Origin of the sequence: Vibrio gallicus (assembly GCF_024346875.1) — a bacterium.
GTDB classification, from domain to species: Bacteria; Pseudomonadota; Gammaproteobacteria; order Enterobacterales; family Vibrionaceae; genus Vibrio; species Vibrio gallicus.
In genome coordinates, this window is record NZ_AP024871.1 from 1,678,069 (window position 1) to 1,704,952 (window position 26,884).

Consider the following 26,884-nt stretch of genomic DNA (forward strand, 5'->3'; position numbering starts at 1 on the left):
GACTATTGTTGCCTCTCGAGTAAAACGGTTTCCAAACGATCACTAATACGACTTGGTATTTGTCGCTTGACTTCGTGAACTGCCTCTAGAATTGCATTGATGATAGCAGTTTTATCCGCACTTCCGTGACTTTTGATGACAATGCCGCGCAATCCTAGCAAACTTGCACCGTTATACTGGTCGGGGTTCATCTTTTTAAGGTCAGAAATTAACCCACCAAAGAATATTTTTGCCAACCATGATTTTATTCTAGACTGACACATGTGTCGGCGCAGCTGTTCAAGGAACAGGTTTGCCACACCTTCAGATGCCTTTAAACATACGTTTCCGACAAACCCATCACAAACCACGACATCCGCTTCATCTTGAAGGAGATGGTGTGCTTCTACAAAACCAGTATAATTAATAGACGGTGTATTCGTTAATTTTTCAGCGCAAGATCTAACTAAATCATTCCCTTTTACCTCTTCTTCCCCGACATTCAGGATAGCCACCCTTGGTTCGCGGTTGAGGTGTTGCTCTGCAAGTGCTTGTCCCATAATCGCAAACTGAAACAACTGTTCAGCCTCAACTGACACATTTGCGCCAAGATCGAGCAACCACACCTTTTGACCACTGCGTGTAGGCAGCGCTGAAACCAATGCGGGGCGTTCTATACCTGGAAGTAATTTCAAGCGATAGCGAGATAAAGCCATTAAAGCGCCAGTATTGCCACCGCTTACACAAGCTTGAGCTTGACCTGATTCAACAAGATCGACGGTTTCCCACATTGAACTGCCCTTGCCATGACGTAAAGATTTCGACGGTTTTTCTTCGTCTGAAATGACTTTATCAGCATGCTGGATCTGAATGCGGTCTTTGGGATAAGCCCCAATAGAAGAGAGTTGAGAAGATATAAGGGAATGATCCCCAACTAAAATGACTTTCAGCTCTGGGAGAATAGACAATGCCTGCACGGCGGCAGGCACTGTTGTGCAGGGACCGAAATCCCCGCCCATTGCATCAAGTGCAACGGTAATCGTTCGCAAAAGGCAACCTTACTTGTTGATTACCTTTTTGCCACGGTAGTAACCGTCAGCAGTCACGTTGTGACGTAGGTGAGTTTCACCTGAAGTTGCGTCTACAGATAGTGCAGCTGTAGTTAGCGCATCGTGTGAACGACGCATGCCACGCATTGAACGTGATTTTTTGCTCTTTTGTACGGCCATTGACCCTACTCCTTTGTCTTTGCTTTTAAGCTTTTTAAAACTTCGAACGGATTTGGCTTATCATCCTCAATTTCTTCAGGAAGCTCACCAAATACCAAGTTATTTGAATCAACACTACATTCAGATGTGTCGTGCATTGCAATTTGAGGCAAGTTTAGAATGAACTCGTCTTCAACTAACTGTATGAGATTACATTCACCGTACTCGTTCAGATCTACCAAATCGTACTCTTCCGGTGCGTTCTCCTCGGTCTTTTCCCCTTTATTAGGGGTGTAGACGAATTGAACTTCACACAAGTGTGTGAAAATCCCATTGCAGCGTTGACACTCTAAATCGACTTCGACGTTAGCTTTACCAGAGATAACGACCAATCGTTGTTCATCTAGGTCAAATGACAATGTGACTTCTGCGTTGCGTTTTACGCCATCGACTGACTCTGCTAAGCGCTTAAGCAGACTGGTTTGGATGATGCCATCGTAGTCCAATCGTTTCTGAGCTGCTTTACCGGGGTCAACCGTTCGCGGTATTTTTACCTTTTGCATAGGGCGCGAATATTATCTTTGAAATTGAATTTAGTCAAAGGAAAACAACAAAAAATTACTCATTTTTTGTACATTCTATTGAGCATGATTTAAGAGTTAAGTAATTACCTAACCCACCTATTTTAGCTTTCCTAACAGGAAGCTTCCTAATTCTACTACAACGCGCTGAAAAATCTGCTAGTTTGTACAACAAAATAAAACAGACCAGAATAGTAGCAATGACTGTCAAATCACTGATTTTAGCTTCCACATCTCCATTTAGGGCCGAGATCCTTAAAAAGCTCCCCCTTCCCTTTAGCTGTGTTAAACCAAACTTTGATGAAACACCACTGCAAGGAGAATCACCACAGGTATTGGTTACCCGACTGGCAAGTGGTAAAGCTCAATCTTGCTCGCTCCCCGCAGGCGACCATCTAATTATCGGTTCAGATCAGGTATGTGTGGTTGATGACCAAATATTAGGTAAGCCCCATACCCGCGAAAAAGCGATACAACAACTTAGCGCGCAAAGTGGCAAATCTATCACCTTCTATACCGGATTAGCGCTATTTGATACTGCGACTGGCGAGTGCAAAACCTGCGTTGATACCTTTGTGGTTCACTTTCGAACCCTGACCAAGCAGCAAATAGAAGCCTATGTCGACATAGAAAAGCCTCTTAACTGTGCCGGAAGCTTTAAAAGTGAAGGACTTGGCATTGCCTTGTTTAGCGCCCTTGAAGGCAAAGACCCGAATACGCTCATCGGGCTTCCTTTAATTGACTTAATCGCGATGTTGGAAGATACCGGGGTTGAGGTATTAAAAACCTATCCTTGATATGCAGTAACGGATTCAATCTAAAATACAGTGGCGCTGTAACCCTGAGTAAACAACGCCAGCGTTAAACTAACGCAGCCCTTCGATTGCCTTTAATAGCCGTTTTTCCATTGGCGCTTTGAGCTCCATGGTCTCCCCACTGCCTGGATGCACAAACTTAATATGCGCAGCATGTAAGAACAAACGGTTTAACCCAACCTTTGCCGTGTATGCGTCGAAACGGCGATCGCCATATCTGTCATCCCAAGCGATAGGGTGACCAGTATATTGAACATGAACACGGATCTGATGAGTTCGCCCAGTTACGGGACTCGCCTGAATTAAGGTAGCCTGTTTAAGCTTTTCTATAATCTTAAAGCGTGTCTCTGACGGTTTCCCATTAGGATTAACACGGACAATACTGTTTACTTCGTTTTTTAATAAGGGTGCTGTCACCTTGCGCATGCTCGGCTTCCACTCACCCATAACCAAAGCAAAGTAGTATTTTTGTACGGTCTTTTCTCTAAACTGGGCTTGCAGGTGACGCAAAGCTGAACGCTTCTTAGCGACTAATAGCAGGCCAGATGTGTCTCTATCAATACGATGCACCAGCTCTAGAAAGCGCGCCTGTGGGCGTAAGGCTCTCAGCGCTTCAATCGCGCCAAACTTCAATCCACTACCGCCATGCACCGCTGTCCCTGAAGGTTTGTTGAGCACCAATATGTGCTCGTCTTCAAATACGATGCATGATTCTAATTCAGCCACTTTATTTAGCTTGGTGCTTACCGCAGCGTTTTCTTCTTGTTTAGGCAAAGTCACAGGCGGGATACGAACCGTATCCCCAGCTTGTAACTTATATTCAGCCTTAACGCGTTTTTTATTTACACGCACTTCTCCCTTGCGCACGATTCGATAAACCATGCTTTTAGGTAGCGCTTTTAATTGATTGCGAAGAAAATTATCAATTCGCTGTCCAGCCATGTCGTCATCGATTTCAACAAACTGAACTTGGGTTCTTATATCACTCATCTGGGTAGTCTATCACTCAACCGTGTTGGAGTTCACATTTTTCAATCCGAAACTAATTTACTTACCCCCCGCGCGGTAGAACAAATACTTGAAAAGCTGTGTACAACTTTCGGCGATAATTTATTTGTTTCTGACAGCTGGCTCACTAACGACTATAAATCAAACACATACAGCACATTATTTATCATTTTTTAGTTTTTTTAGTCCGCTTTACCCTAAAGCTGATTGCTGTGCATTAGTGACACTGTTATAGTTCGTCAATCAGTATCTAGGCTAATAACAAATCTGTAGATTAACTAGCCATTTATTGAATGATAAGTTCGAGGTCGATTGTTCTCTGATTCAGTGCTGCGAAGGCATAAGACATTGAAATTGAACAGACATGTCGCGCGACCTCAACCTTTCGATGCAGAGTTCGACTGCACCTTTTCGCAGATCATATCCTTAATTACACGAGAATATGATGACAAAAGTGCCTATGAGCATCCCTTCCAGCCGTGAGGTTGCACAGTTAACCACGGGATCAGCACCATCGAAAGATTTCAGCGACGAACTTAAAAACACTGAAAGAAATACAACGAGATATTTAATGAAAAGAATGTTGATTAACGCTACTCAAAAAGAAGAGTTGCGTGTTGCCCTCGTTGATGGACAGAAGTTGTTCGATCTCGATATCGAAAGCCCTGGCCATGAATCTAAGAAGGCAAACATATACAAAGGACGTATCACCCGCATAGAACCAAGTCTAGAAGCTGCATTTGTTGATTACGGCGCTGAAAGACACGGTTTCCTTCCTATTAAAGAAGTGGCTAAAGATTATTTCCCAGCAGGTTACACCTACCAAGGTCGTCCAAGCATTAAAGAAGTGCTTAAAGAAGGCCAAGAGGTAATTGTACAGGTAGAAAAAGAAGAGCGCGGTAACAAAGGCGCTGCTCTTACAACCTTCGTATCTCTTGCCGGTAGTTACCTAGTTCTAATGCCAAATAACCCTCGTGCTGGCGGTATTTCTCGCCGTATCGAAGGTGAAGAGCGTACTCAACTTAAGGCTGCACTTAACACCCTTGAGTTACCTCAAGGTATGGGCTTAATTGTTCGTACAGCAGGTGTAGGTAAAAGTGCCGAAGAACTAGAGTGGGATCTAAACGTACTTCTAAACCATTGGAGAGCGGTTAAAGAGGCGGCTGATGCGAGTCAAGCACCTTTCCTAATCCACCAAGAAAGCAACGTGATTGTGCGTGCAATTCGTGACTATTTACGCCGTGATATCGGTGAAATACTTATCGATAGCAACACCATCTTTGAGCGTGCTCGCGCACACATCCAACTAGTGCGTCCAGACTTCGTCAACCGTGTTAAAAAATACGACGGTGAAGTACCACTATTTAGCCATTATCAAATTGAGAGCCAAATCGATTCTGCTTTCCAGCGTGAAGTTCGTCTTCCTTCTGGTGGCTCAATCGTTATTGACCCTACTGAAGCACTGACCTCAATCGATATCAACTCTGCTCGTGCAACCAAAGGCAGCGATATTGAAGAAACAGCCCTAAATACTAACCTAGAAGCGGCCGATGAAATTGCTCGTCAATTACGTCTACGTGACCTAGGTGGTTTAGTGGTTATCGATTTCATCGATATGACGCCTGTTCGCCACCAGCGTGAAGTAGAAAATCGTATCCGTGAAGCTGCGCGCCTTGACCGTGCACGTGTTCAGATTGGTCGAATCTCTCGCTTTGGTCTATTAGAGATGTCACGCCAACGCTTGAGCCCATCTCTTGCTGAAGCAAGCCACCACATCTGTCCTCGTTGTAGCGGCACAGGTGTGGTTCGTGATAACGAATCATTAGCTCTATCAGTACTTCGTCTTATCGAAGAAGAAGCGTTAAAAGATAACACTTGCCAAGTATTAGCTGTGGTTCCTGTTTCTATCGCATCTTACCTATTGAACGAGAAACGTCGCAGTGTTAACCACATTGAGCGCTCGCAAGAAGTTAAGGTTACTATCGTTCCAAATTCGGATATGGAAACCCCTCACTTTGAGGTTATCCGTGTTCGTGATGGTGAAGAGCAAAACCTACTTTCATACCTGCTACCTAGCAAGCTAGAAGCAATGAAAGAAGCGGAAGCTCGTGAACCTGCAGAAGTTGAAGCTGCACCGAAGAAAATCGAGCAGCCAGCATTGCAAGGCTTTGCAACTCCATCTCAAAACGCTCCTGCTCCTGCTCCTGCGCCGAAACCGGCTCCAAAAGCAGAAGTTGCAGCGGCACAGCCAAAAGCGGAAAAACCGGGTCTTATCTCTCGTATCATTTCAGCTATCGCAGGGCTATTTAGCTCTGAAGAAGAAGTGAAAGAAGAAAAACCTGAACCGAAGCAGAACGGACCGCAGAGACAACGTCGCGATCGCAATGACAATCGCCGTCGTAACACTCGTGATAATCGTCGTAAGAACAACAATCGTAACCGTAATACTGAAAAAGACGGTGAACAAGATACTCGTTCAACTGACACTACACGCTCTGATTCTCGTAAAGAGGCTCCTCGTAAAGACAAGCGCACTGATAACAAGCGCAAGAATCACAACGAGAAGAAACCAGTTCAAACCAGCAAAGTGGAAGAGCAAGGCAAACAACTTGCTAAACAAGCTGCTGAGCGCCCTGAAGCAACTGACAACAAAGATGCATCTGAAGTTAAAACAAGTCAGGTTAAGCAGCGTCGCCAACGTCGTCAGTTAAAACGTCAAGTACGCGTTAAAGACCAACAAGCAACTGAGCAAAAACCAGTCGCTGCGCAACCACAAGTAGCCGAGACAAAACCCGTTGAAGCGAAATCTGTGGAAGCAACAGTTGAAGCGCCAAAATCACCAGAGGCTGAAACTCAAGCTAAAGGTGAAGGCAATAAACAACGCCGTAACCGTCGCTCACCGCGCCACCTACGTGCCAGTGGACAACGTCGTCGCCGTGGTCGTGATCGCAGACCAAACCCATTCCGCCTACGCAAGGGTGGGGTTGCCTCTCCTGAGATGGCAATGGGTAAAGTAATACCTAAATATGACCTGTACAAAGGCAGAAAGCGTCGCCCTAACAAGTCAAAGTCTATCTTTAGTGGTGTCGCTAAGCCTGAAATGGCTATGGGTAAGATTATTATCCTTAGCAAGGCGCTAGCAAATGCTCCGCTCAAAGCAAAAGTTGTCGACGCCCCTAAAGCGGAAACAAAACTGATTATCCCTGCAGTAGTACAGTCTGTCGCTCAATTTAAAGCGCCGGCTCAACCTGTAGTTGCAACCCAAGCAGTTGCAAAACCAGTTGTAAAAGCGCCAGCTAAAGCCGCGGCACCCGCAGCGAAACCTGCACCAGCTAAGGCTCCTGCTCCAGTCGCTAAGGTTAAGACTTCAATGACGGTTAAAGGTCATGCCCAGTCTCCAATGACCAAAGCATCTGGACCTGACTTCGCTAAAGACATTGAAATAGAAGCCGCGCCATTGCGTGACTCTCAATATCAAGTCAAAGGCGCAGGTAGCCAAGCGGCGACCAGTCAAGCAGGCTCAGCAATGGCGAAAACCATGAGCTAAAATAATGGTATAATTATTTACTGTGATTTAAAGAGTCAACCTTAGGGTTGACTCTTTTTTTTGCCAATGATTACCCATGCATTAAAACAACACATTTTGTCCACGATGTTAGTGGTCCATGCCCTTCATACGTTCATATCTGAAAACATTGATACAGCAATCAATTGCACTTGCTCACACTTTCGGCTAGTATCCGCCAACTATATCATTTTGTAACAGAATGAAATTTCACCTTGTTAAGTCATAGAAAACGCTATGGTTTAACTGAATTATTGTAAAAACGGATACATTAATGTTTGAATCTCCGCAGTTCTCTCGCCAGAGCATCAAAAATGATATTTTGTCTGGTTTAACCGTTGCTCTTGCTTTAGTCCCTGAGGCGGTAGCTTTTGCATTTGTGGCCGGCGTTGACCCTATGGTAGGTCTATACGCGGCATTTATCGTTGGACTTGTGACCTCCATCTTTGGTGGACGTCCGGGGATGATCTCTGGTGCAACCGGCGCAATGGCCGTGGTTATGGTTAGCCTAGTTGCATTGTATGGGGTGCAATATTTATTCGCCACCATTATGCTCGCTGGCCTATTTCAAGTCCTAGCGGGGGTATTTAAACTTGGTAAGTTTATTCGAATTGTGCCACATCCGGTTATGATTGGTTTTGTAAACGGACTAGCGATTGTTATCTTCCTTGCGCAATTGGGGCAATTTAAGGCGCCAAATATTGCTGGCGTAATGACATGGTTACCAAGCGATCAGCTGAGCATCATGTTTGGCCTAGTTGCACTGACCATGGCGATTATCTTTTTTCTACCTAAGTTCACTACCGCGGTCCCCTCTTCCTTAGTTGCCATAGTGAGCGTGACCGTTTTAGTACATGCTCTAGGGTTAGAGACGCGTACCGTAGTCGATTTCTTACGCTCTATGTCGGGCAACGATGCGGCAACCCTTGCTGGCAATCTGCCCACATTTGCCCTGCCGCAGGTACCATTAACCTTCGAAACCCTAAAGATAATTTTACCGTTCGCTATTGTACTGGCCGCTATTGGACTCATAGAGTCGTTATTAACCCTTACCGTACTCGATGAAATGACCAATACCCGTGGCCAAAGTAATCGTGAGTGTGTTGGTCAAGGCATTGCGAACCTCAGTTGCTCTGTATTCGGTGCTATGGGTGGTTGTGCGATGATTGGTCAATCAATGATCAACGTAAACTCAGGTGGTCGTGGGCGTCTGTCCGGTATAGTTGCTGCATTAGCCTTGCTATGCTTTATCCTATTTGCTTCCGCGCTGATTGAGATGATCCCACTGGCGGCATTAGTTGGGGTGATGTTTATGGTTGTTATTGGCACATTTGAATGGGCAACCTTTAAGCTTGCCAAGCGCGTACCTAAGCAAGACTTTTTCGTTATCATACTGGTTACCGTGGTCACCGTGCTGACCGATCTCGCCATTGCGGTTGCGGTAGGTGTTATCGCATCAGCGCTGATGTTTGCGTGGAATCATGCCAAGCACATCTATGCAACGAGCCATATTAATGATGAGGGTTCAAAAGAATATCATGTTAATGGCCCCGTATTCTTTGGGTCAGCAGCCAACTTCCTTGACCTATTTGACGCGCACAACGATCCAAAAGATATCATTGTAGACTTCGCTCACTCTCGGGTTACCGACCACTCTGCTATTGAGGCGATTGAGACCCTTGCTGAGCGTTATACCGCAGTGGGTAAGACTCTCCACCTTCGTCACCTCAGCCAAGATTGTCGAGCGCTACTTGATAAGGCTGGAAGCCTAGTAGAGATCAACGTCAAAGAAGACCCGAATTATAAAGTGGTGACCGATATACTCGCCGGCTAAATCCATATCAATACCCAACCCAGTGTTGGGTATTTTTTTATCTATAATTGCTATTTATGGTATACCTTAGATTCCTCAAGTAGTGCCGAGTCGTTTTTCGCTAACTCCTCCATTACCGTCGCATCGTGGGTACAAAACGGCTGCATATTAACGCTTTGCAAACCTTCATCTAACTCATCTTTACTGCAAGCTGAGCAATCCAACTGATAGATATGGTATCTAAGGGCTATCAAAGCAATAATACCAAATACAACACAGCCAAGTGCTTGACCGTATAGCACCCCAACTGCACCAAACCACTGCGCACCAAAATAGACAAATGGAATCGTCCCAATGGTTGCTTTTCCTACATTTAGAGCCGTTGAGTAAAGTGGTTTTCCTAGATTATTGAATGAGGTATTAGCAACAAACTGCGCGCCATTGAACACAAATGTAATCGCAATATAGGTACAAAATACACGCACTATTAAGTCAGCATCCCCGACTAGGTTAAATCCAGACACAATATGTGATTGTAGAAGATACAAGATCCCACTCACCGCTATGCAATAGATCGTCACTACCAGCAAGGAGTTTAATAGCGTTTCCTTAACCCTATCCACACGATTCGCCCCATAGTTTTGACCTATGATCGGCCCAACCGCGCCGGATAAAGCAAAAATAACCGCAAATACCACTGGAGTCAGCCGCCCAATAACCGCAAAGCCTGCTACGTAATCTTCACCAAATTTAGCAATACCGCTAGTAACAATAGCGTTCCCAACTGGGGTTGCGATATTAGTAAATACCGCTGGAATTGCAATGGAGCCCACCGGCTTTAGGCTGACTAGCCACTGCGAAAAATCAAATCGTCCCACTAAATCATGCTGGCGAATCAAGGGCCACAATGAAAAAGCCAATACAGTAAAACGTGAAATCGCAGATGCAAACGCCGCGCCTTGCACATCCCACATAAACAAGAAGATAAATATCGGGTCTAGAATTGCATTCACAACCCCGCCCCATATGGTAGCCATCATCGATCGCTTGGCATCTCCTACGGCTCGAAGCGCCGCCCCCGCCGCCATACCTAGTGCAATCGCGGGGGTAGTAGGAAGTAAGATATACATATAGTCTTTGGCGTGTGCTAACGCCTCACCCTTAGCGCCAATTAAAGACAGCATTTCAGGGATATAGTAGGTCATCACAGCAGTAATTATGGCGTTAACTAAAAACGCAGTAACTAACACGTTGGTCACGAGCTGACGCGCATTATCAACCCGTTTGGCTCCAAGGTCTTTTGATACTAGCGCACCCATGGCTATAGAGGTACCAATGGAGATAGACGTAGAAAAGAACATCAATGTACCGGCAAAGCCCACCGCGGCGGCAAGCTCTACCTGTCCCAACATACTAATGAACATCATGTCTATTAGATCAACAATAAACAGCGACATCAAACCAATTGAACCTGCACCCGACATGGTCAAGATATGCTTCATGGTAGAGCCTTCGACAAACTTCGCTTGCTGTTGCGCCACTGTCATCCCTTACTTTATAGTTCCCCTATCGATTATGGCGTATTTTTCTACGCTTAAACGAAAAAAGCCGACCGAACCCAAAGGTTCGACCGACTTAAATGCTCATCAGCTGCGACTCATTATATTTACAAGTGCCTAAGCCCTTCTTTAACGCTATTAAGCAGCTCGCTTAGCACGAAGTACCTCATCAACGGTCACGGCTAAAGCAACAGATGCGCCTACCATAGGGTTATTGCCCATACCGATAAAGCCCATCATGGCGACGTGGGCTGGAACCGAAGAACTACCCGCAAACTGAGCGTCAGCGTGCATACGGCCCATAGTATCAGTCATACCGTATGAAGCAGGACCTGCCGCTACGTTATCTGGGTGTAGAGTACGACCAGTACCACCGCCTGATGCTACCGAGAAATAAGGCAGTCCATCACGGTTACATTCGGCTTTATAGATACCTGCTACCGGATGTTGGAAGCGGGTTGGGTTGGTTGAGTTACCTGTGATACTGACATCCACACCAGCACGGCGCATGATAGCCACACCCTCACGTACTTCATCAGCGCCGTAGCAATCAATCTCGCCGCGAGGCCCTTGTGAGAAACGGCGACGTTCAACTTCTTTAAGCTCGCCAGTATCGTAGTCATATTGAGTGCGTACATAGGTAAAACCGTTGATGCGCGAGATCAAATACGCCGCATCTTTACCTAAGCCGTTAAGAATAACCTTAAGGGGTGCAGTACGTGCTTTATTCACGTTAAGTGCAATCTTAATAGCGCCCTCTGCGGCTGCAAAAGATTCGTGACCGGCGAGGAATGCAAAGCAAGTACTCTTTTCATCAAGTAGACGTGCCGCCAGTGCCCCGTGTCCAATCCCAACCTGGCGTTGGTCGGCAACACTACCTGGTTTACAAGAAGCCTGTAGACCTTTACCTATCGCTTCTGCCGCTTCAATAGATGACTGACAGTCGGTAAATAGTGCGTATGCAGTGCCAAGGGTATAAGCCTCAACGGCACTTTCAAAGGCAATCGGTTGGGTTTCCATTACTTGAGTGCGAGTATCAATACCAAATTCTTGGCAATATGCGAACGCTTCTTCTAAAGAGTTCATGTTCATTTCGGCTAGTAGAGCTTGAGTTGCTTGGTTCATGATTCAATCCTCTTTAGAATTACTGTTGACGTGGGTTAATGGTTTTCACTGCTTCATCGAAGCGACCGTAGGTGCCTGATGCTTGTTGTAGAGCAGTGTCTGCGTCAACGCCGGCAGTGATTGCCTTCATAAATTTACCCAAGTTCATATATTCATAGCCGATAACTTCATCGTTCTCGTCTAGTGCCATACGTGTCACATAGCCTTCCGCTATCTCCATGTAGCGTACACCTTTAGCTTTAGTGGCATAGCTTGTACCCACTTGGCTACGTAGGGTTTGACCTAGATCTTCTAGGGCTTCACCTACTTCTAAGCCACCTTCCGAGAAAGCAGATTGTGAACGGCCATACGTAAATTGAAGGAAGATTTCTCGCATTGCAACGTTGATTGCATCACACACGAGATCGGTGTTCATTGCTTCAAGGATGGTTTTACCCGTTAATATTTCAGACGCCATTGCCGCAGATTGAGTCATGCCTGAGCAACCAATCGTTTCGATTAGCACTTCTTCAATGATGCCTTGTTTAACGTTTAGAGTCAGCTTTGCAGCGCCTTGTTGCGGCGCACAAGCACCAACACCGTGGCTTAGGCCAGAGATTGCGATAACCTCTTTCGGGTTGATCATTCTTCCCTCAACAGGGATAGGAGAGGATGCATGAAGGTCGCCACGTTGAATCGGGCACATTGATTGAATTTCGTCGGTGTAATGCATGTTGTTTTCCGCTCGGTTAGTTTAAAACTTGGGAAAACAGCTTAAGGCGAGTGTTCAAACGATAGTTTGATATGATTTGGCGACTTTTCCTACCAAATCGAATGCGCAATATTGCCAATGCCCCCCTTTTCTATTTGAGTAAAAGGGTAACGCTGTTTTCGATTTTAGTAGGAGTCATTATCCAAACAAGGCTTTTTGATAACGTATATCAAAGCTGTTTGGCGGTTCAATTAGGTGGAACTCCATCACCGTTACCCAATAATCTAGGTGAGTATCCATAGGCAGGCAAGGGACATTCATGCAATGTAAGATTGCTCAATTTTTAAGCTAGCCCAAATTTAACCCACTTCAATTGCATTTAGATCCACACTAATTAGCGCATGGTCACTGGACATATAATCTTTGGCATAATCAGGACTAACTAAATGCTGATCCAATACTTGATAATTAGTGGCTTCGATTACTTGTAGCGCACTGCTAGATGACAGCGCTTCTGAAACCAAAATGTAATCGAGGATATTGCCGTGCTCTCCATAATAGTGGGTTGCGGTATCTAGGCGCGGTGCCATCAAGTCTTTGACATCAAAAAAACGTACCACCTCATCAGTCAGTAAGCACTTCAATTCCTCACTGTGAATATCTTTATTGAAATCGCCCATTATTATCTGAGGTTGCCCTTGCTCTCGCATTTGCTTTGCCATTAGATGCAACAAGTAACGAGACTCCATGCCTCTTTGCGCAGTAGAGCGCCAACGTTCAACCTGCTGTAGTCCATGCCTTGACGCGATGTCCGACACATCAAATTCCATCGGCCTTTGCGATTTAAAGTGCACGACAGTGCAGTCAAGTTTACCTAGTTCAGGGGTGGCGATAGTGGCTAGCAAAGGCGTTCGATTAAACTCAAAGTGGGCCTGCTGTTTTAGTATAGGGTCAACCTCTAAGGGTTTAGCCTCAACAATTGGATAACGAGACGCTATCGCTACCGTCGGTTGGGAATAGATATATCCCCCTTCAACTTTCGGCTCATCAGCCGCATAGAAGTAGCCATAACCAATAGAATAAAGGTGTTGTTTTAGCGCTTCGACACTAAACACCTCTTGAAGCCCTATAATATCAGCATCTAATTGAAATAAGGTTCGAGTGAGCCACGCTTGCTTATCTTGCCATTGTTGCTGAGTATAGATATTTTCAAAGTCATAATAAGACGCCGGTGGCTGTAAATAATTGAATAGATTAAGACTCGCGATACGTATCAAGGGGAAACCTTATTAAACCAAGCAGACTATCGCATTGTAGTCTGGGGGTTACACCTTACACAAATTTTGCTTTAATGAAGCCCTAAAATAAGACAGAGATAACATATGGAATACTCCAAACTAGGAAGTAGCAACCTGAACGTTTCCCGCGTTTGCCTTGGCAGCATGACTTGGGGCCAACAAAATAATCAACAAGACGCGGATCAGCAAATAGAGTTTGCTCTTAATCAAGGGGTTAATTTTATTGACACCGCTGAGCTCTATTCCATTCCCCCTTCACCAAAAACCTATGGTAAGACAGAAGCTATCATTGGTGATTGGTTATCGAGAAACCGCAATCAACGACAAAATCTGATTATTGCCAGTAAGATAGCAGGCGCAGGTTTGAGCTGGATACGTGACGGCGGCCCAATAACGGGTGAAGCTATTATCCAGTCAGTAGATAACTCCTTACAGCGACTTCAAACAGACTATATGGATCTCTACCAATTGCATTGGCCTAATCGCACATCTCCCCACTTTGGTAAGCAATGGCCGGGTATGATCACCTTCTCCGATGAAGACTCAAAACAACAAACTTCTCAGATGCTAGAGATACTACAAGCGCTATCTGAGTGTGTGAAAGCAGGCAAAATACGCCACTGCGGGTTATCTGATGATACGCCATGGGGAATTGCTACCTACCTTAAACTGTCTCAGCAATACGACCTGCCGAAGATGGTTTCAATTCAAAATGAATTTAGCTTACTCAACCTTAAAGATTGGCCCTATCTTATCGAGCAATGTATCCATGAAGATATCGCTTATCTGCCATGGTCTCCATTAGGTGGTGGCGTTCTAAGTGGTAAATATGCCAATGGTGCTCGCCCTGAGGGAAGTCGTTGGACTCTCGCACAGCGACAAGGTCTGTTCCGCAATACCCAAGCCTCACACAACGCTGTCGCGGAATATATACGCATTGCGGATTCACTCAATATCACCCCAGCGCAGCTTGCTCTGGCATGGTGTAACCAGGTTGATGGCGTGACCTCAACCATTATTGGTGCCACGAACCTGACTCAGCTTGAAGAAGACATTAGCGCCTTTGACATCACTCTCGACAACGACACCCTAACTAAAATAGGTGACGTTATTAAACAATTCCCAATGCCGTACTAAAGGGCGTTCCATGAAGCTAGATCTCGAGTCTTTAACCCACAACCAGAAGATAGGCATCACCCTATCAGTGATAGTGATTATGTTTGTCGCATCACTGCGCCTAATTGATGGCTATACCGAACAGATGATTGATGCCTCCCTTCATCAAGGCGTCGTAGCCTTTGCATCAATTCGAGGCCTGCATGCCATCATTTCATTACTAGAAGGCACTGAAGTTCACGTTGCTATCATCAATGTCAGTATCGGTGAATTACTATCACCTGCCACTGAGATTTTAGAGACAGCTTCTACCGTGTTAACTACCGCTTTGGCATCACTTGGCTTACAAAAAATCCTGTTACAGCTGGTGTCTAAGGATATATTTAATATTCTAGTTGCCATCTCTGGCGCGGGTTTTATCTTAACCCTATGGCGACCGCTTTCAGGCGCTAGCGTTGCTATTATTCGCACCTCTTTCGTGGTTATCTGCCTCACCCGTTTTATCCTGGTACTGGCACTGCTGCTTAACGGCGCTATTGATTCGTTATTTTTAAACAATCAAGCTCAAGCCTTAACCGCACATACCCAGCTAATTAAAGCCGATGTGAAGCAATTTCAAAGTGAGATCCCCGGTATGGAGCATATCTACACTGAACCGAATCCACATCCACAGCTTGAATCCTCAGAGGTACCCCAAAGTGCAACTGAAGAACAAGGGTTTTGGGATTCAATGGCAAGCAAAGCCAAGCAGTTATCGCATGAAGCGTCACAGATGTTTGAAAGCACGCCCGATAGCGCAGACGCTCAGCAAAGCTTTAGTGAAAGGTTTGAACACCTGCAAAATAGCATGGAAGATTTAGTACAAAACCTGCTCGATATAATGGCGCTGTTTGTCCTAAAAACCATTTTGCTACCGATCGGGTTTTTATTACTGCTTAAAAAGCTTATTTCACGCACCCTGTTTCCATAAGCGAGTTTCCATAAGCTAGCCAATTACCTCAGCGCTACTCTTTGTATTGCGCTGAGGTAATAAATTCACCAAAGCTTTCACACCAAATCACCACCGTATTGAACTTATTAATATCCACCGAGCTATCTAGGTTTACGCTAAACCCAGAAAAGCTTTTGATATCCCCAACCTGCACCATCTTTGATTTAAGTTGATTAAACTTGGCTTCAGTTTCAACAAACTGCGGTGAAAGATAGAGCCGATAGTCCGGCCCCGGAGCCAGATCCCCCATGAAGGTTATCTGCGAGGTGCTAATATTGAGCTTGCCTTCCCCCCAATGAAAGAAATCACTGTCTTGACGCTGTTTACTGAATTTGGCAGTAAACTGCGCACTATCAAAGTGGCGAATAATCTGCTCGGTAGGCGCAGGTGGTGCGGTTAAGATAGGTAGCAGGTAAATGCCTAGGGCAAACCCCACACCGAGCATAAGGGTGTGGGATATCATCATCAGAATAATCTTCAAGGTAGTATCTCCTTCTTATCGCTCTGTTGAGCTTAGAGGAGCATTAGCTATTTTTCCTTAAACGGACTCTTCGACTGTTAAATGCGGCTTGGCTTGTTTCTTCCAGCGTATCGGCATCAAGGGTACGACTATCAACAAGATACCTAGGCTAGTTAATACATCTGGCACTTCATTAAACCAAAGCACGCCGAAAATTGTTGCAAAGACCAGACCTGAATATTCCGCCAATGCGATTTGACCCGCTTCAGCCTTACGGTATGCAAAAACCGCCAACGCATGATAAGACAATACAAAGCAGTTTATTGCCGCAATCCATGCTAAATGATGAAGCTCAATCGACTGCCAATTAAGCAAGGCCAATATCAATGCGCCGGGTAGAGTTAAAATCGTTGTCCAAAACAGTGTCACCACCACAGATTGTTGCTGTGGAAGCTTACGAATCAATATATTGCCCACTGCCATTGCCAACGCACTGCCTAATGCAATAATTGCTGCCCAGTGAAAGTTATCAGGCCGCAGCACGACTAATACCCCCACAAAACCCACTCCAGTCGCGACGATCTTGGTCATAGGTGGCACTTCTTTTAAGAACAAGGCTGATAGAGGCAACATCATCAGTGGCGCAACATAGAACATCGCATTTGCGGTTGCCAATGGCAGGTGAGTAATTGCAATCATGGCGCAGGCACTGCCAATTAAAATGAATTGCGCCCGCCAAAAATTATACTTGCAGCAGCCCGCCATACGCTGAGCTTTAGGCAACCTTAACCACAATGGAGTGATACACACCAAGCTCATTAGCTGGCGGATCAATACATATTCAAACGTTGGCACTTCCCCATTTAATACCTTAAGCGAAACATCCGAGAATGCGGCCATTAAATTGGCAAGTACCAGAAGTAATATGGCGGTTTGAATATGGCGGCTAGACATAAATAATTAGATATTGTTCACAAATCGAAAAGATGCGCGACAATATCAGCCTTTGCCTCAAGTTTCCAACACTGTGTTAAAACAAAATAAACTGCGCTAAACTCCTGACAAATATCTTTGTTACTAACCCTATGAAAAAACAAGTTTCTCCCGGTTTGCACCCCAATAACCCGCACCAAGGGCGTTATGATATTGCTGCGCTGTGCAAGGCTCTCCCTGATCTAAAAGCTAAGGTGAAGCTCAACCCTAAAGGTGAACAAACCATCGACTTTACTGATGGTGAATCTGTGGTATTACTAAATAAAGCGCTACTGATGCATCACTATGGCATCACCTTTTGGGATCTGCCACAGGGGTTTCTGTGCCCACCTATTCCTGGGCGCGCTGATTACGTGCACCGACTGTCAGAGCTTGTAAGCAAAGATCAAAACAACGTAACCGTACTCGATATCGGTACTGGAGCCAGTTGCATTTACCCCATCATTGGCGCAACTGAATATAAATGGCAGTTTGTCACCAGCGATATTGACCCTATCTCTGTAAAATCTGCGCAAGCTATCGTAAAACATAATGCGCGCCTAAATAACCGTATCGATTGTCGCTTGCAGTCGTCACCCAAACACATCTTCAAAGACATCATTCAGCCGGGTGAGTACTATCACCTCACCATGTGTAATCCCCCATTTCATAAATCCCTGCAAGAGGCCCAGCAAGGCACTCAACGTAAGGCGCGCAACCTCGCCGCCAACCAATTAAAGCGTGGCAACCAGCCTAAAAAAGCGTCCTCAAACAGTGGGCTAAATTTTGGCGGTCAAAAAGCAGAGCTTTGGTGCGCAGGTGGCGAAGAAGCCTTTGTCAAAAATATGGCGCTAGAGAGCAAGCTATTTGCAACACAGGTTGCATGGTTTAGTACCTTGATATCTAAAAAAGAAAACGTCACCAAGCTTACCAAACAACTAAAAGCCCTTAACGCCATTGAAACCAAGGTGATTGATATGGGGCAAGGGCAAAAGCTGAGCCGATTTGTGGCATGGCGCTTTAACTAAGCTTGCTCGTCATAGCGATAACGTTGCTTAGGGTCTTGAGTGAGGTACTCAACCAGTTCCCACTCAAACCCTGCTTTATCAAAAAAGTAGACGCGCTTACGAGTTATCTCATCAGATAACTCGCCATTGCGAATATACTCTCTTTTCAATAGCGCAGCGCAGATACCGTCGATATCACTCACAGTTAAAGCTAGGTGATTCACCCCATAATCAAAATAGGGGGTACGGTTATCTTGGGGCTGTTGTTTTTGGCTGGCTTCTTGAAGCGCGATATAGTTGTCATTGTTGCCCACGTGAGCCCAGCGATACTCTCCTTTCACATTATATTTATCCGCTCTTACGTTAAAATCTGGCGCCACAATCTTAAAAAAATCAATTGCAGCATCAATGCTTGGAACTGTGATATTGGCGTGTTCTAACTTAGTCATAACTTCCCTTGTTGTTGTGATTTGACTTTCGATGCAATACAGCCTAAAACCTAAACATAGGTTGAGGTCAATAAGGAATTTGAATTTATGTTATCGGTTGGAGAAGTAGCCAAGCGCTCAGGTATTGCCGTCTCTGCAGTTCATTTTTATGAAAGAAAACAATTAATTATTTCGACTCGTAATCAAGGCAACCAAAGACGATTTTCCCGAGATGTATTACGACGTATTGCGGTTATCAAGGTTGCACAACAGATTGGGTTATCTTTGGAAGAGATAAAGGCAGCCCTTGATACCTTACCCAAACACAAAGCGCCAACGGCAAAACAGTGGCAAGATATCAGCTCTATCTGGCAACAGAGCCTACAACAAAAACGAGAGCTGTTAGATAAATTAGATTCGAAGTTGGATCACTGTATTGGCTGTGGCTGTCTATCAATGAGTAAGTGCCATCTCTACAATCCGCAAGATGAGCAAGGCGCAACACATGTTGGTGCTGCGCTGTGGTAATCCCCAGCAAAGCCATGACTAAGAAAGGTTGTGCAGACAATATGCCTCATACACTCATACTGTATTCACTACAAAACTGTCCCTATGCTATGCGCGCACGCATGGCGCTATTCAAAGCCCAGCAAGCCGTGCTGATTCGGGCGATTAAGCTAGATAATAAACCCAAACAGATGTTACTTGCTTCTCCAAAAGGTAGTGTGCCAGTGCTGGTAATAGAAAGCGCCAACTCATCACAGATTCAGGTTATAGAAGAAAGCATAGAGGTAATGTTATGGGCGCTTACTAGGCATGACCCTAACAACCTTTTGCACCTTGAGGACGCTAACGCCTTGCCGTCAATGCTCGACTTTATTGCACAATTTGAACAAGAGTTTATTCCCCGACTCAATGCCTATAGCTGCGCCAAGCGCTATCACGAACCAGAGCTTATCCAACTGCGCACTACCTGTGAGTATTATTTAGATAAACTGGAACAAAGATTAACCGAGCACAGCTACTTATTTTCTAACCAGCAAAGTTTAGCCGACATCGGCGTGCTGCCTTTTGTACGAAAATTCGCTCGGGTTGAAAAACAGTGGTTTAGACAAAGCCCCTACCCCAAACTGCGAGAATGGCTAAATTGCCATCTGCAAAGCCAGATGTTTTCAAAGGTTATGGAAGATCATGAGCTGTGGTTAAACAATCATCAAGATACATATCTGTCCCTTGGGAAAAAGCTATAAGGCCTCTATCATCGAGGCCAGTTACTTACATCATATCCCTGGCCACTGCAGTGCTGACTCAGCTTTAGTATTTGGGCTTTTAATATCTAAGCTTTTGGCAGCCACGTTTGCTGATAAACACGCATTAAGTTACCTGCAAACAGCTTCGACAAGTCCTCATTTGAATAACCCATTTTCCATAACTCATCTACGACACCGGCAATATGCTTAGATAACTCTGCACAACCAGTCGCACCCTTACCAAAGGCGTCTACCATGTATCCATTATCTGCATATTTGTCTGCATTTTTGACCGCAAACGGCACAACTTTAGCGGTTGTCATCATGTCATCGGTCGCAATCCCAACGTGATCAATCCCCGCAACTTTTACCGCGCCATCTATCATCTCAGCGAACTGCTTTGGAGAGATGTCTTCCGGCCAAACCCCATCCATCATAAACTCGGTAGCCGTCACCGCGACCACACTATTCACATAACGAATAGGCGTTTTTGCCGAAGAGGAGGCAGCAGTCCACTTTGCATGCTCAGATTTAAAGGCAAACATATTAGGAGTATGTGGCGCAGCGATAGTAACCGAAGCCCCTGTCACGCCGCGCTCATGAGCCAAATCAATATACTTTGCTACCTCAGAATCAGCAGTAAACCCCACTGCACTCGGTGATGCATAGAAATCTAACACCAAGGTTTCTTTTACAAAATCTTGCGCTTTTGGAGAAGCAAACTCATGCCAATCTTTCGTCTCTATAGATGCAAATGAAGACGTTGATAATGCGGCAATGGCGGTAGCTAATAGTAATTTTTTCGTGGTGATACCTCTACATAATTTGGCGATTCAACTCGCTGTCGATGTAGTAGATATTAAGGGAGTAAAAACTAAAAAATAGGCATATTACGCCATGTGTTTCTAGCGAACTTTTAAGTTGGGATGTATTAGCACTGTGATGGGTGTCCGGTGTTTTAAGAATTACAACATACAAAGTTTTAATTCGGTGAATATGAAGATCCAGCTTAAGCACCAATAGTGATCTTCCTCACACCTAGAACCAAAAACTAGCCCCAGAACCAGCCACATCAGCAAAAACAACCATAATTTACAGGCAACGTCAGCTAAACTACATTAAAGGGACTTATAATGCAGAATATTGGTAAAGCTAGCGCAATCGCCTGCGCCCTTGCTACCTCGCTCACCTATACGACACCAGCGCTCGCAGAAGATACTTCTTACTCACCTAACATATATATCGGAATTAGCTACACTCAGATTAATACTAAAGTATCTGTGGATGGCTTTGGGAGTAAAGATATTGAAAACGGACTTTTAGGCGGCATTCTAGGCTATCGATTTTACGAATATGCGGCGGTCGAATTTCGAGGGTACGGTAATCTCAATGATAGTAAGGAGTTAGGTGTTAGCGCCAAGATATCAAGGGATTTTTCGATTTTGTTGAAGCCTGTGTACAGCATTGATCAGTACTTTGAGGTATATGGTCTCGTGGGCTATGGGCAAGTTGAAGGCAAAATAGGAGACTTATCGGAAACCTCAGATGGACTACAATACGGCGTTGGTATCGGGGTAATGGGCGGTAAATCGTCCAACTTTGGGGTTGGGTTCGAATGGACCCGAAGGTTCGATGATGACTTTGAAACTCCCGGAGTTAATTTTCGAGGAGATGGTTTCAATCTAAACGTTACCTACCACTTTAAATAAACAGATACAAAGGCCGGCTATTTTGTCGGCCTATCACTACTCGCTGATCAAAATTAACGCATCTTTTAAATACTCATAAAACAAATAAAAACCGGACACCCATCAATTATCGTTTTCAAACGATACTCAACTGTTATATGAAGTAAGCATAAATTAATACGTGAAATCAGATAAAACTAGGTAAGACCTGTATCATGTATTTCTACCGCACTTTAGGATTAAAATGTGTTAGATAAGTTAAGATATGCTGAATGTATGTATTCGTGCTGGCACGACATTGAAATCGTTATACGGGGGAGGTTGAAATGGGATTAAGAGTCGTTCCCGAGCTTTATTGTCTTGATATCAACGAAAGTAAGCACTTTTATATCGATGTTCTTGGTTTTAGTATTAAGTATGAACGTCCGGAAGAGCAGTTTTTGTTTCTCACGTTAGACGGCGTCGATTTAATGCTAGAAGGTTTGGGTACTGCCGAAAGGCACTGGTTAACAGGGAATATGGAAGTCCCGTTTGGGAGAGGTGTCAATTTCCAATGGGATACTATTAATATTGAAAAACTTTATCAGCGAGTTCAATCAATATTACCTGGTTCAATTTACATGGAATTGGAAACTAAAACCTACGAATGTAATGCCCAATTAGCTGTACAAAAGCAGTTTATCGCCCAAGACCCAAATGGCTATCTATTTAGGTTCTGCGAAAACAAATAAAAACCGGACACCCATCAGTTATCGTTTTCAAACAATACCAACCGTTATATGAAATGAGCGCAAGCTACCACATCAAATCGGATAATTGTATGCTATGCCTGTGCTAATATTTGCTCAATAAAGGCCGACTTTTTTCTGCGGTACTTCTCTTGAGAATACCCTTTACAGGACATTTTAAGCTCATTGTACTGTCGAACTAGAGAATCGTTCGAGCGTAATTGGTCACGAAATAATATAAAGAACTCAAACTCAGAACCGTTAGCTACAACCTGGAAAGCAACATCATCACCGGTGGTGGCTTCCATCATGCATAGCTCTGATGTTCGCAATGTTTCGTTTTTTTCTTGGAATCCCAATGACGTACAAAGAATAAACCCCAAAAACGACAAAGGCCTGACAACTTAAAAAGTCGTCAGGCCTTATAGAATATGGCACGCCCTAGAGGATTCGAACCTCTGACCACATCCTTAGAAGGGACGTGCTCTATCCAGCTGAGCTAAGGGCGCGCTACAAGGAAAGAATTATAGGCTCTGGATTTCATTGGTCAACGTGTTTATGCCTCATTCTGTATCAAGTGCTGAAAATTAAATCAGAAACAGCAAAAATCAATAAATTTCACTCTAGGCAAACGATTGCTCTGTAGTAAAACTTGTGCATATTTGCGACAATGCAAAAAAATTTTGGACTGTAACACTTACGAGGATGTATGACTGCTCAAAATATTGATGGAAAACTGATTTCTAAAACTGTTCGCGCTGAAGTTGCAGCTCGAGTAAAAGCGAGAACTGATGCAGGCTTAAGAGCGCCAGGACTAGCAGTTATATTGGTAGGCGAAGACCCTGCTTCTGAAGTATACGTGGGTAGTAAGCGCCGCGCATGTGACGAGGTGGGCTTTTTATCTCGTTCTTACGATTTACCTCACTCGGCGACTGAAGAAGAGATTCTTGCGCTTATTGATGAGCTAAACCAAGATCCAGAAATTGATGGGATTCTAGTTCAGCTGCCGCTTCCTGCCGGTATTGATTCTACTCCTATATTGGAGCGCATCCATCCTTCAAAGGATGTTGATGGCTTCCACCCATATAACGTGGGTCGTCTAGTGCAACGTATGCCTAAGCTACGTTCATGCACTCCTAAGGGTATTATTACCCTACTTGAACGCTACAACATCCCTACTCACGGTAAGAATGCAACCGTAGTTGGCGCATCAAACATTGTTGGTCGCCCGATGGCACTTGAATTACTGCTAGTAGGCTGTACTACAACCATCTGTCATAGATTCACCAATGATCTTGAAGATCAGGTTCGTAGAGCCGATGTTGTGGTGGTTGCGGTAGGTAAACCGAACTTCATTCCTGGTGAGTGGATCAAGCCTGGCGCAGTGGTTATCGATGTAGGCATCAACCGTCTAGACAACGGTAAGCTGGTTGGTGATGTAGAGTACGACGTAGCGAAAGAAAATGCGGCGTTTATTACCCCTGTCCCTGGTGGCGTTGGCCCAATGACAGTAGCCTCACTAATTGAGAATACACTGATTGCTTGCGAGCAATATAGTAATCAATAAGTCGTGATTCATTCCCTAGTACCAAGGCTTTTGCTCTTTGTACTAGGGAAATTCAACGTAATCAACCTACAGCACACCTAGCGTATCGAGTCCGCCAGCTGACTCACTGCCAGCCCGAAGTAATACGAGCGATTCCACTTCATTAATACCTGATAGTTATTGTATACCAGATAGGTGCGCCCTGATGGCGAATCAGGTGCAATCAACCAAGCATCGATATCAGACTTAAGCACGGGTAAATCCTGTCCTTGCTGATTTCTAACCCCCAATGCTTGCCACTGAGTTAAGGTTTTCGCCTGTCCCTTTTGTCGCCCATATAACTCAGTTGCTAACGGTTTACTAACTTTAACCTCACGACCCCAAGTGTAGGTGTGATCCCAGCCTGATTGTTTTAGATAATTAGCCGCTGAAGCAAATACATCACTCTCATTGCCCCAGATATTTTTAGTGCCATCTCCGTTACCATCGGCGGCGTACTTCAAAAACGAACTAGGCATAAATTGAGGCTGCCCCATAGCACCGGCCCATGAGCCTTTCATATCATCAGCGGTGATGTGCCCTTCATCTAAGATGGTCAACGCATGCATTAGCTCATTGCGAAAGAACGTCTCTCTGCGCCCTTCAAATGCCATAGTAGTGAGTGCATCAATAACCCCAAAGCCCCCCGTCAAAGAACCAAAGTTACTTTCAACGCCCCACAGTGCCACGATAAAGCGAGGCTGAACGCTGTATTTCGCACCGATTCGGTCTAGCTCTTGTCGATGCTGGGCGTATTTCTTGTTCGCTTGCTTAATCTTCCAACCTGGTACTGCTCTAGGCAGGTATTGTTCGAGGGTTATTTTGTGCTCAGGCTGAGAGCGGTCAGCTTTTACAGCATGATGTTTAAATTCGATGCTATCGAAGGCTTGGTTTACGGTATTGGGACGTATCCCCTGCTCAATAGCTTGCGTTTTTAGCGTCTCAACATACGCCTCAAAACTAATGTCTCTATCGACCAAACTATCCTGTGCAAACACAGGGATTGAAAATAGGCCCAGTAGGCATGCGAACGTCCTTGTTCTCATTGCAAAGTCCATTTATTACTCCGTCGGCGTTCCGCCTTGTTTATTTCTTTTCTTGTGTTTTTCCAGTTCATTTTCCACCGGTGGTGGCAACTGTAAGAAATAACCATCATCAACCAATGATTGTTTGACCTTGTCTGTGTCAACAAGTGCCAAAGAACGTGTCGCTAAATTGATCATCATCACAACAACTGGCTTGCCAAACATCTGCATAAGCTGATCAGGCACTTGGCTAAAATCGTCCTTCTTAGGGACATAGAGGTACATACCTGCTTTTTTACTACTTCTATAAATTGCGCAAATCATAAGATCCCTTGATCTATCGAGTGATTGTCTAAAATAAACAATACAAAAGTGTTAAAAACACCGCTTATTGGGGATTTTGAAGCCAAAAGCATATTTTGACAATAAGATTACTTGTCGCCCCTCGTAATGAAATATAACATGAGGAGAATTAAATCAGATTATATGCCAAGGCTAGGTTCGATGTCTCAATCTCCAGACTTGAAAGGCAGTAGCTTTCCACTCACAGTACTTCATATGCACCAGCATGACTCTCAGTCTGCTATCCGTTATCTTGATGAAAAAGTATCGAAAGCGCCTGCATTTTTTAAATCCGCTCCCTTAGTGATTAATCTATCCGATGCGTCGCCAGATTTAAACCTATCAACCCTCAAACAGGGCATAGAAAATGTAGGAATGATACCTGTTGGGGTTACTGAGTGTAACGATAAACAACTCGAAAAGGCAGCCCGAGAAGCCGGGTTGGCCGTTATGACGGGAACCAATCGTCCAGACAAAGCGCCAGAGCCTATTGTACCGAGTCGAATCATTCGTACTCCGGTGCGTTCCGGACAACAAGTCTATGCTAAGGATTGCGACTTAATAATTCTAAATAGTGTCAGCGCAGGCGCTGAGGTTATTGCGGATGGAAGCATACATATTTATGGCACTTTACGTGGTCGCGCCCTTGCTGGTGCCAGCGGTCAAAATGCCACTATCATCTGCCATAATATGCAAGCAGAATTAGTTTCTATTGCTGGGAACTATTGGCTTAGCGAGCAAATCGACTCCGATCATTGGGGAGAGCGAGTGATATTGAGTTTGAAGGATGAAACTCTAAATAGCGAACTACTTAAAATTTAATAAAGGAAAAAATGATGGCACGTATCATTGTTGTTACTTCAGGTAAAGGCGGCGTAGGGAAAACCACCTCTAGTGCCGCTATTGCTTCGGGACTTGCCCTAAAAGGCAAAAAAACCGCAGTTATCGATTTCGATATTGGTCTACGAAACCTAGACCTTATTATGGGCTGTGAACGCCGCGTAGTGTACGATTTTGTCAATGTTATTAATGGCGAAGCGACACTAAACCAAGCACTGATAAAAGACAAACGCACTGAAAACCTTTTCATCCTGCCTGCTTCTCAAACTCGTGATAAAGATGCTCTATCTCGCGAAGGGGTACAAGCAGTACTAGATGAATTAGATGAAATGGGATTTGACTTTGTTATCTGTGACTCCCCTGCTGGCATCGAGCAAGGCGCGTTGATGGCGCTATACTTTGCTGACGAAGCCGTGGTTACAACTAACCCTGAAGTCTCGTCTGTGCGTGATTCAGACCGCATTTTAGGCATTCTTGATTCTAAATCTCGCCGTGCTGAACTTGGCCTTGAGCCTGTTAAGCAACACCTGCTGTTAACTCGCTACAATCCAGCTCGAGTAACGCAAGGTGAAATGCTTAGCGTTGAGGATGTTGAAGAGATCCTACACATTAACTTGTTGGGTGTTATCCCTGAAAGCCAAGCAGTACTCAATGCATCGAACAAAGGGGTCCCTGTTATATTTGATGACCAATCAGATGCAGGTATGGCATACGATGACACTGTGCAACGCTTACTGGGTGAAACCATTGAGTTTCGTTTTCTTACCGAGCCGAAAAAAGGCATCTTCAAGCGTCTATTTGGAGGTTAAG

General features: G+C 44.7%; 26 protein-coding genes, 1 tRNA gene, 2 pseudogenes and 1 riboswitch. Of the genes and pseudogenes, 13 read left to right on the forward strand and 16 right to left on the reverse strand.

Annotated elements, in window-relative coordinates; all coding sequences use genetic code 11:
• Positions 1 to 2 precede the first annotated feature (2 nt).
• From plsX to yceD, 3 genes are read right to left on the reverse strand one after another with little or no spacing between them, the layout of a single operon-like run.
• Positions 3 to 1,028 carry a phosphate acyltransferase PlsX gene (plsX, locus tag OCU28_RS07735; protein WP_261815637.1) on the reverse strand — a complete coding sequence of 342 codons (1,026 nt, stop codon included), beginning with the start codon at positions 1,026 to 1,028 and terminating at the stop codon, positions 3 to 5.
• Between the two features lie 9 nt (positions 1,029 to 1,037).
• Entirely contained in the window at positions 1,038 to 1,208 is a 171-nt protein-coding gene (gene rpmF, locus OCU28_RS07740) for a 50S ribosomal protein L32 (RefSeq protein WP_017051312.1), read from the reverse strand.
• Positions 1,209 to 1,213: 5 nt separating this feature from the next.
• Positions 1,214 to 1,750: a 23S rRNA accumulation protein YceD gene (gene yceD / locus OCU28_RS07745; protein WP_261815638.1), complete on the reverse strand. Its 537-nt coding sequence runs from the start codon at positions 1,748 to 1,750 to the stop codon at positions 1,214 to 1,216.
• A gap of 218 nt (positions 1,751 to 1,968) precedes the next feature.
• On the opposite strand from yceD, the gene OCU28_RS07750 reads away from it, so the two are divergent.
• On the forward strand, positions 1,969 to 2,565 hold the full coding sequence (locus OCU28_RS07750; protein WP_261815639.1) for a Maf family protein: 597 nt from the start codon (positions 1,969 to 1,971) through the stop codon (positions 2,563 to 2,565).
• Between the two features lie 69 nt (positions 2,566 to 2,634).
• On the opposite strand, the gene rluC is transcribed toward OCU28_RS07750, so the two are convergent.
• Complete coding sequence (rluC, locus tag OCU28_RS07755) at positions 2,635 to 3,573, reverse strand: 23S rRNA pseudouridine(955/2504/2580) synthase RluC (RefSeq protein ID WP_261815640.1); 939 nt, start codon at positions 3,571 to 3,573, stop codon at positions 2,635 to 2,637.
• A 589-nt stretch (positions 3,574 to 4,162) separates the two neighbouring features.
• On the opposite strand from rluC, the gene rne reads away from it, so the two are divergent.
• Positions 4,163 to 7,138, forward strand: coding sequence for a ribonuclease E (gene rne / locus OCU28_RS07760; RefSeq protein ID WP_261815641.1), 2,976 nt, complete (start codon positions 4,163 to 4,165; stop codon positions 7,136 to 7,138).
• A 292-nt stretch (positions 7,139 to 7,430) separates the two neighbouring features.
• Positions 7,431 to 8,990: a SulP family inorganic anion transporter gene (locus tag OCU28_RS07765; RefSeq protein ID WP_261815642.1), complete on the forward strand. Its 1,560-nt coding sequence runs from the start codon at positions 7,431 to 7,433 to the stop codon at positions 8,988 to 8,990.
• Between the two features lie 50 nt (positions 8,991 to 9,040).
• Here OCU28_RS07765 and OCU28_RS07770 read toward each other — a convergent pair whose 3' ends face one another.
• The 4 genes from OCU28_RS07770 to OCU28_RS07785 all read right to left on the reverse strand — a co-directional run bounded on the left by OCU28_RS07770 (position 9,041) and on the right by OCU28_RS07785 (position 13,621).
• Positions 9,041 to 10,510: an MATE family efflux transporter gene (locus tag OCU28_RS07770; protein ID WP_261815643.1), complete on the reverse strand. Its 1,470-nt coding sequence runs from the start codon at positions 10,508 to 10,510 to the stop codon at positions 9,041 to 9,043.
• A 156-nt stretch (positions 10,511 to 10,666) separates the two neighbouring features.
• On the reverse strand, positions 10,667 to 11,653 hold the full coding sequence (locus OCU28_RS07775) for a GGGtGRT protein (RefSeq protein WP_261815644.1): 987 nt from the start codon (positions 11,651 to 11,653) through the stop codon (positions 10,667 to 10,669).
• A gap of 19 nt (positions 11,654 to 11,672) precedes the next feature.
• Positions 11,673 to 12,365, reverse strand: coding sequence for an iron-sulfur cluster assembly scaffold protein (locus OCU28_RS07780; protein WP_261815645.1), 693 nt, complete (start codon positions 12,363 to 12,365; stop codon positions 11,673 to 11,675).
• A gap of 161 nt (positions 12,366 to 12,526) precedes the next feature.
• Positions 12,527 to 12,624: riboswitch (Fluoride riboswitch) on the reverse strand.
• A 79-nt stretch (positions 12,625 to 12,703) separates the two neighbouring features.
• Entirely contained in the window at positions 12,704 to 13,621 is a 918-nt protein-coding gene (locus OCU28_RS07785; protein ID WP_261815646.1) for an endonuclease/exonuclease/phosphatase family protein, read from the reverse strand.
• 105 nt (positions 13,622 to 13,726) lie between these two features.
• Here OCU28_RS07785 and OCU28_RS07790 point away from each other — a divergent pair, with 105 nt between their 5' ends.
• Positions 13,727 to 14,779: an aldo/keto reductase gene (locus tag OCU28_RS07790; protein ID WP_261815647.1), complete on the forward strand. Its 1,053-nt coding sequence runs from the start codon at positions 13,727 to 13,729 to the stop codon at positions 14,777 to 14,779.
• 10 nt (positions 14,780 to 14,789) lie between these two features.
• Positions 14,790 to 15,728 (forward strand): hypothetical protein, encoded by a 939-nt coding sequence (locus OCU28_RS07795; RefSeq protein WP_261815648.1) that lies wholly within the window; start codon positions 14,790 to 14,792, stop codon positions 15,726 to 15,728.
• 34 nt (positions 15,729 to 15,762) lie between these two features.
• Here the strand turns inward: OCU28_RS07795 and OCU28_RS07800 are convergent, their stop codons facing one another.
• Positions 15,763 to 16,215: a DM13 domain-containing protein gene (locus OCU28_RS07800; protein WP_261817463.1), complete on the reverse strand. Its 453-nt coding sequence runs from the start codon at positions 16,213 to 16,215 to the stop codon at positions 15,763 to 15,765.
• A gap of 72 nt (positions 16,216 to 16,287) precedes the next feature.
• Positions 16,288 to 17,163 carry a DMT family transporter gene (locus OCU28_RS07805; protein ID WP_261815649.1) on the reverse strand — a complete coding sequence of 292 codons (876 nt, stop codon included), beginning with the start codon at positions 17,161 to 17,163 and terminating at the stop codon, positions 16,288 to 16,290.
• A gap of 131 nt (positions 17,164 to 17,294) precedes the next feature.
• On the opposite strand from OCU28_RS07805, the gene rlmF reads away from it, so the two are divergent.
• The gene (gene rlmF / locus OCU28_RS07810) at positions 17,295 to 18,209 is read left to right on the forward strand and encodes a 23S rRNA (adenine(1618)-N(6))-methyltransferase RlmF (RefSeq protein ID WP_261815650.1); all 915 of its coding nucleotides are present in this window, start codon (positions 17,295 to 17,297) and stop codon (positions 18,207 to 18,209) included.
• Here the strand turns inward: rlmF and OCU28_RS07815 are convergent.
• A complete protein-coding gene (locus tag OCU28_RS07815; protein WP_261815651.1) occupies positions 18,206 to 18,637 on the reverse strand; it encodes a VOC family protein in 432 nt (143 codons plus the stop codon). The genes rlmF and OCU28_RS07815 overlap by 4 nt on opposite strands.
• Positions 18,638 to 18,724: 87 nt before the next feature.
• On the opposite strand from OCU28_RS07815, the gene soxR reads away from it, so the two are divergent.
• The gene (gene soxR, locus OCU28_RS07820) at positions 18,725 to 19,144 is read left to right on the forward strand and encodes a redox-sensitive transcriptional activator SoxR (protein WP_261815652.1); all 420 of its coding nucleotides are present in this window, start codon (positions 18,725 to 18,727) and stop codon (positions 19,142 to 19,144) included.
• 41 nt (positions 19,145 to 19,185) lie between these two features.
• Positions 19,186 to 19,866, forward strand: a complete 681-nt coding sequence (locus OCU28_RS07825; RefSeq protein WP_261815653.1) for a glutathione S-transferase — start codon at positions 19,186 to 19,188, stop codon at positions 19,864 to 19,866.
• Positions 19,867 to 19,973: 107 nt separating this feature from the next.
• On the opposite strand, the pseudogene OCU28_RS16190 reads toward OCU28_RS07825, so the two are convergent.
• A pseudogene (locus OCU28_RS16190) lies at positions 19,974 to 20,324 on the reverse strand (membrane dipeptidase); the annotation flags it as partial.
• A 675-nt stretch (positions 20,325 to 20,999) separates the two neighbouring features.
• Between OCU28_RS16190 and OCU28_RS07835 the strand changes: the two are divergent.
• Positions 21,000 to 21,575 carry a porin family protein gene (locus OCU28_RS07835; RefSeq protein ID WP_261815655.1) on the forward strand — a complete coding sequence of 192 codons (576 nt, stop codon included), beginning with the start codon at positions 21,000 to 21,002 and terminating at the stop codon, positions 21,573 to 21,575.
• Between the two features lie 305 nt (positions 21,576 to 21,880).
• Positions 21,881 to 22,285 carry a bleomycin resistance protein gene (locus OCU28_RS07840; protein ID WP_261815656.1) on the forward strand — a complete coding sequence of 135 codons (405 nt, stop codon included), beginning with the start codon at positions 21,881 to 21,883 and terminating at the stop codon, positions 22,283 to 22,285.
• Positions 22,286 to 22,377: 92 nt separating this feature from the next.
• Here OCU28_RS07840 and OCU28_RS07845 read toward each other — a convergent pair.
• Together OCU28_RS07845 and OCU28_RS07850 are read right to left on the reverse strand one after the other, a co-directional pair.
• Positions 22,378 to 22,647: pseudogene (locus OCU28_RS07845) on the reverse strand (GrpB family protein); the annotation flags it as partial.
• A 67-nt stretch (positions 22,648 to 22,714) separates the two neighbouring features.
• Positions 22,715 to 22,791 (reverse strand) — tRNA-Arg (locus OCU28_RS07850).
• A 200-nt stretch (positions 22,792 to 22,991) separates the two neighbouring features.
• Between OCU28_RS07850 and folD the strand changes: the two genes are divergently transcribed.
• Entirely contained in the window at positions 22,992 to 23,849 is an 858-nt protein-coding gene (folD, locus tag OCU28_RS07855; RefSeq protein ID WP_261815657.1) for a bifunctional methylenetetrahydrofolate dehydrogenase/methenyltetrahydrofolate cyclohydrolase FolD, read from the forward strand.
• A 77-nt stretch (positions 23,850 to 23,926) separates the two neighbouring features.
• On the opposite strand, the gene OCU28_RS07860 is transcribed toward folD, so the two are convergent.
• Positions 23,927 to 24,913, reverse strand: coding sequence for a lytic murein transglycosylase (locus tag OCU28_RS07860; protein WP_261815658.1), 987 nt, complete (start codon positions 24,911 to 24,913; stop codon positions 23,927 to 23,929).
• Positions 24,914 to 24,928: 15 nt separating this feature from the next.
• Positions 24,929 to 25,216, reverse strand: coding sequence for a YcgL domain-containing protein (locus tag OCU28_RS07865; protein WP_261815659.1), 288 nt, complete (start codon positions 25,214 to 25,216; stop codon positions 24,929 to 24,931).
• A 180-nt stretch (positions 25,217 to 25,396) separates the two neighbouring features.
• On the opposite strand from OCU28_RS07865, the gene minC reads away from it, so the two are divergent.
• Together minC and minD are read left to right on the forward strand one after the other, a co-directional pair.
• On the forward strand, positions 25,397 to 26,056 hold the full coding sequence (gene minC / locus OCU28_RS07870; RefSeq protein WP_261815660.1) for a septum site-determining protein MinC: 660 nt from the start codon (positions 25,397 to 25,399) through the stop codon (positions 26,054 to 26,056).
• A gap of 14 nt (positions 26,057 to 26,070) precedes the next feature.
• Positions 26,071 to 26,883, forward strand: a complete 813-nt coding sequence (gene minD, locus OCU28_RS07875; protein ID WP_261817464.1) for a septum site-determining protein MinD — start codon at positions 26,071 to 26,073, stop codon at positions 26,881 to 26,883.
• The last annotated feature ends 1 nt before the right edge of the window (position 26,884 follow it).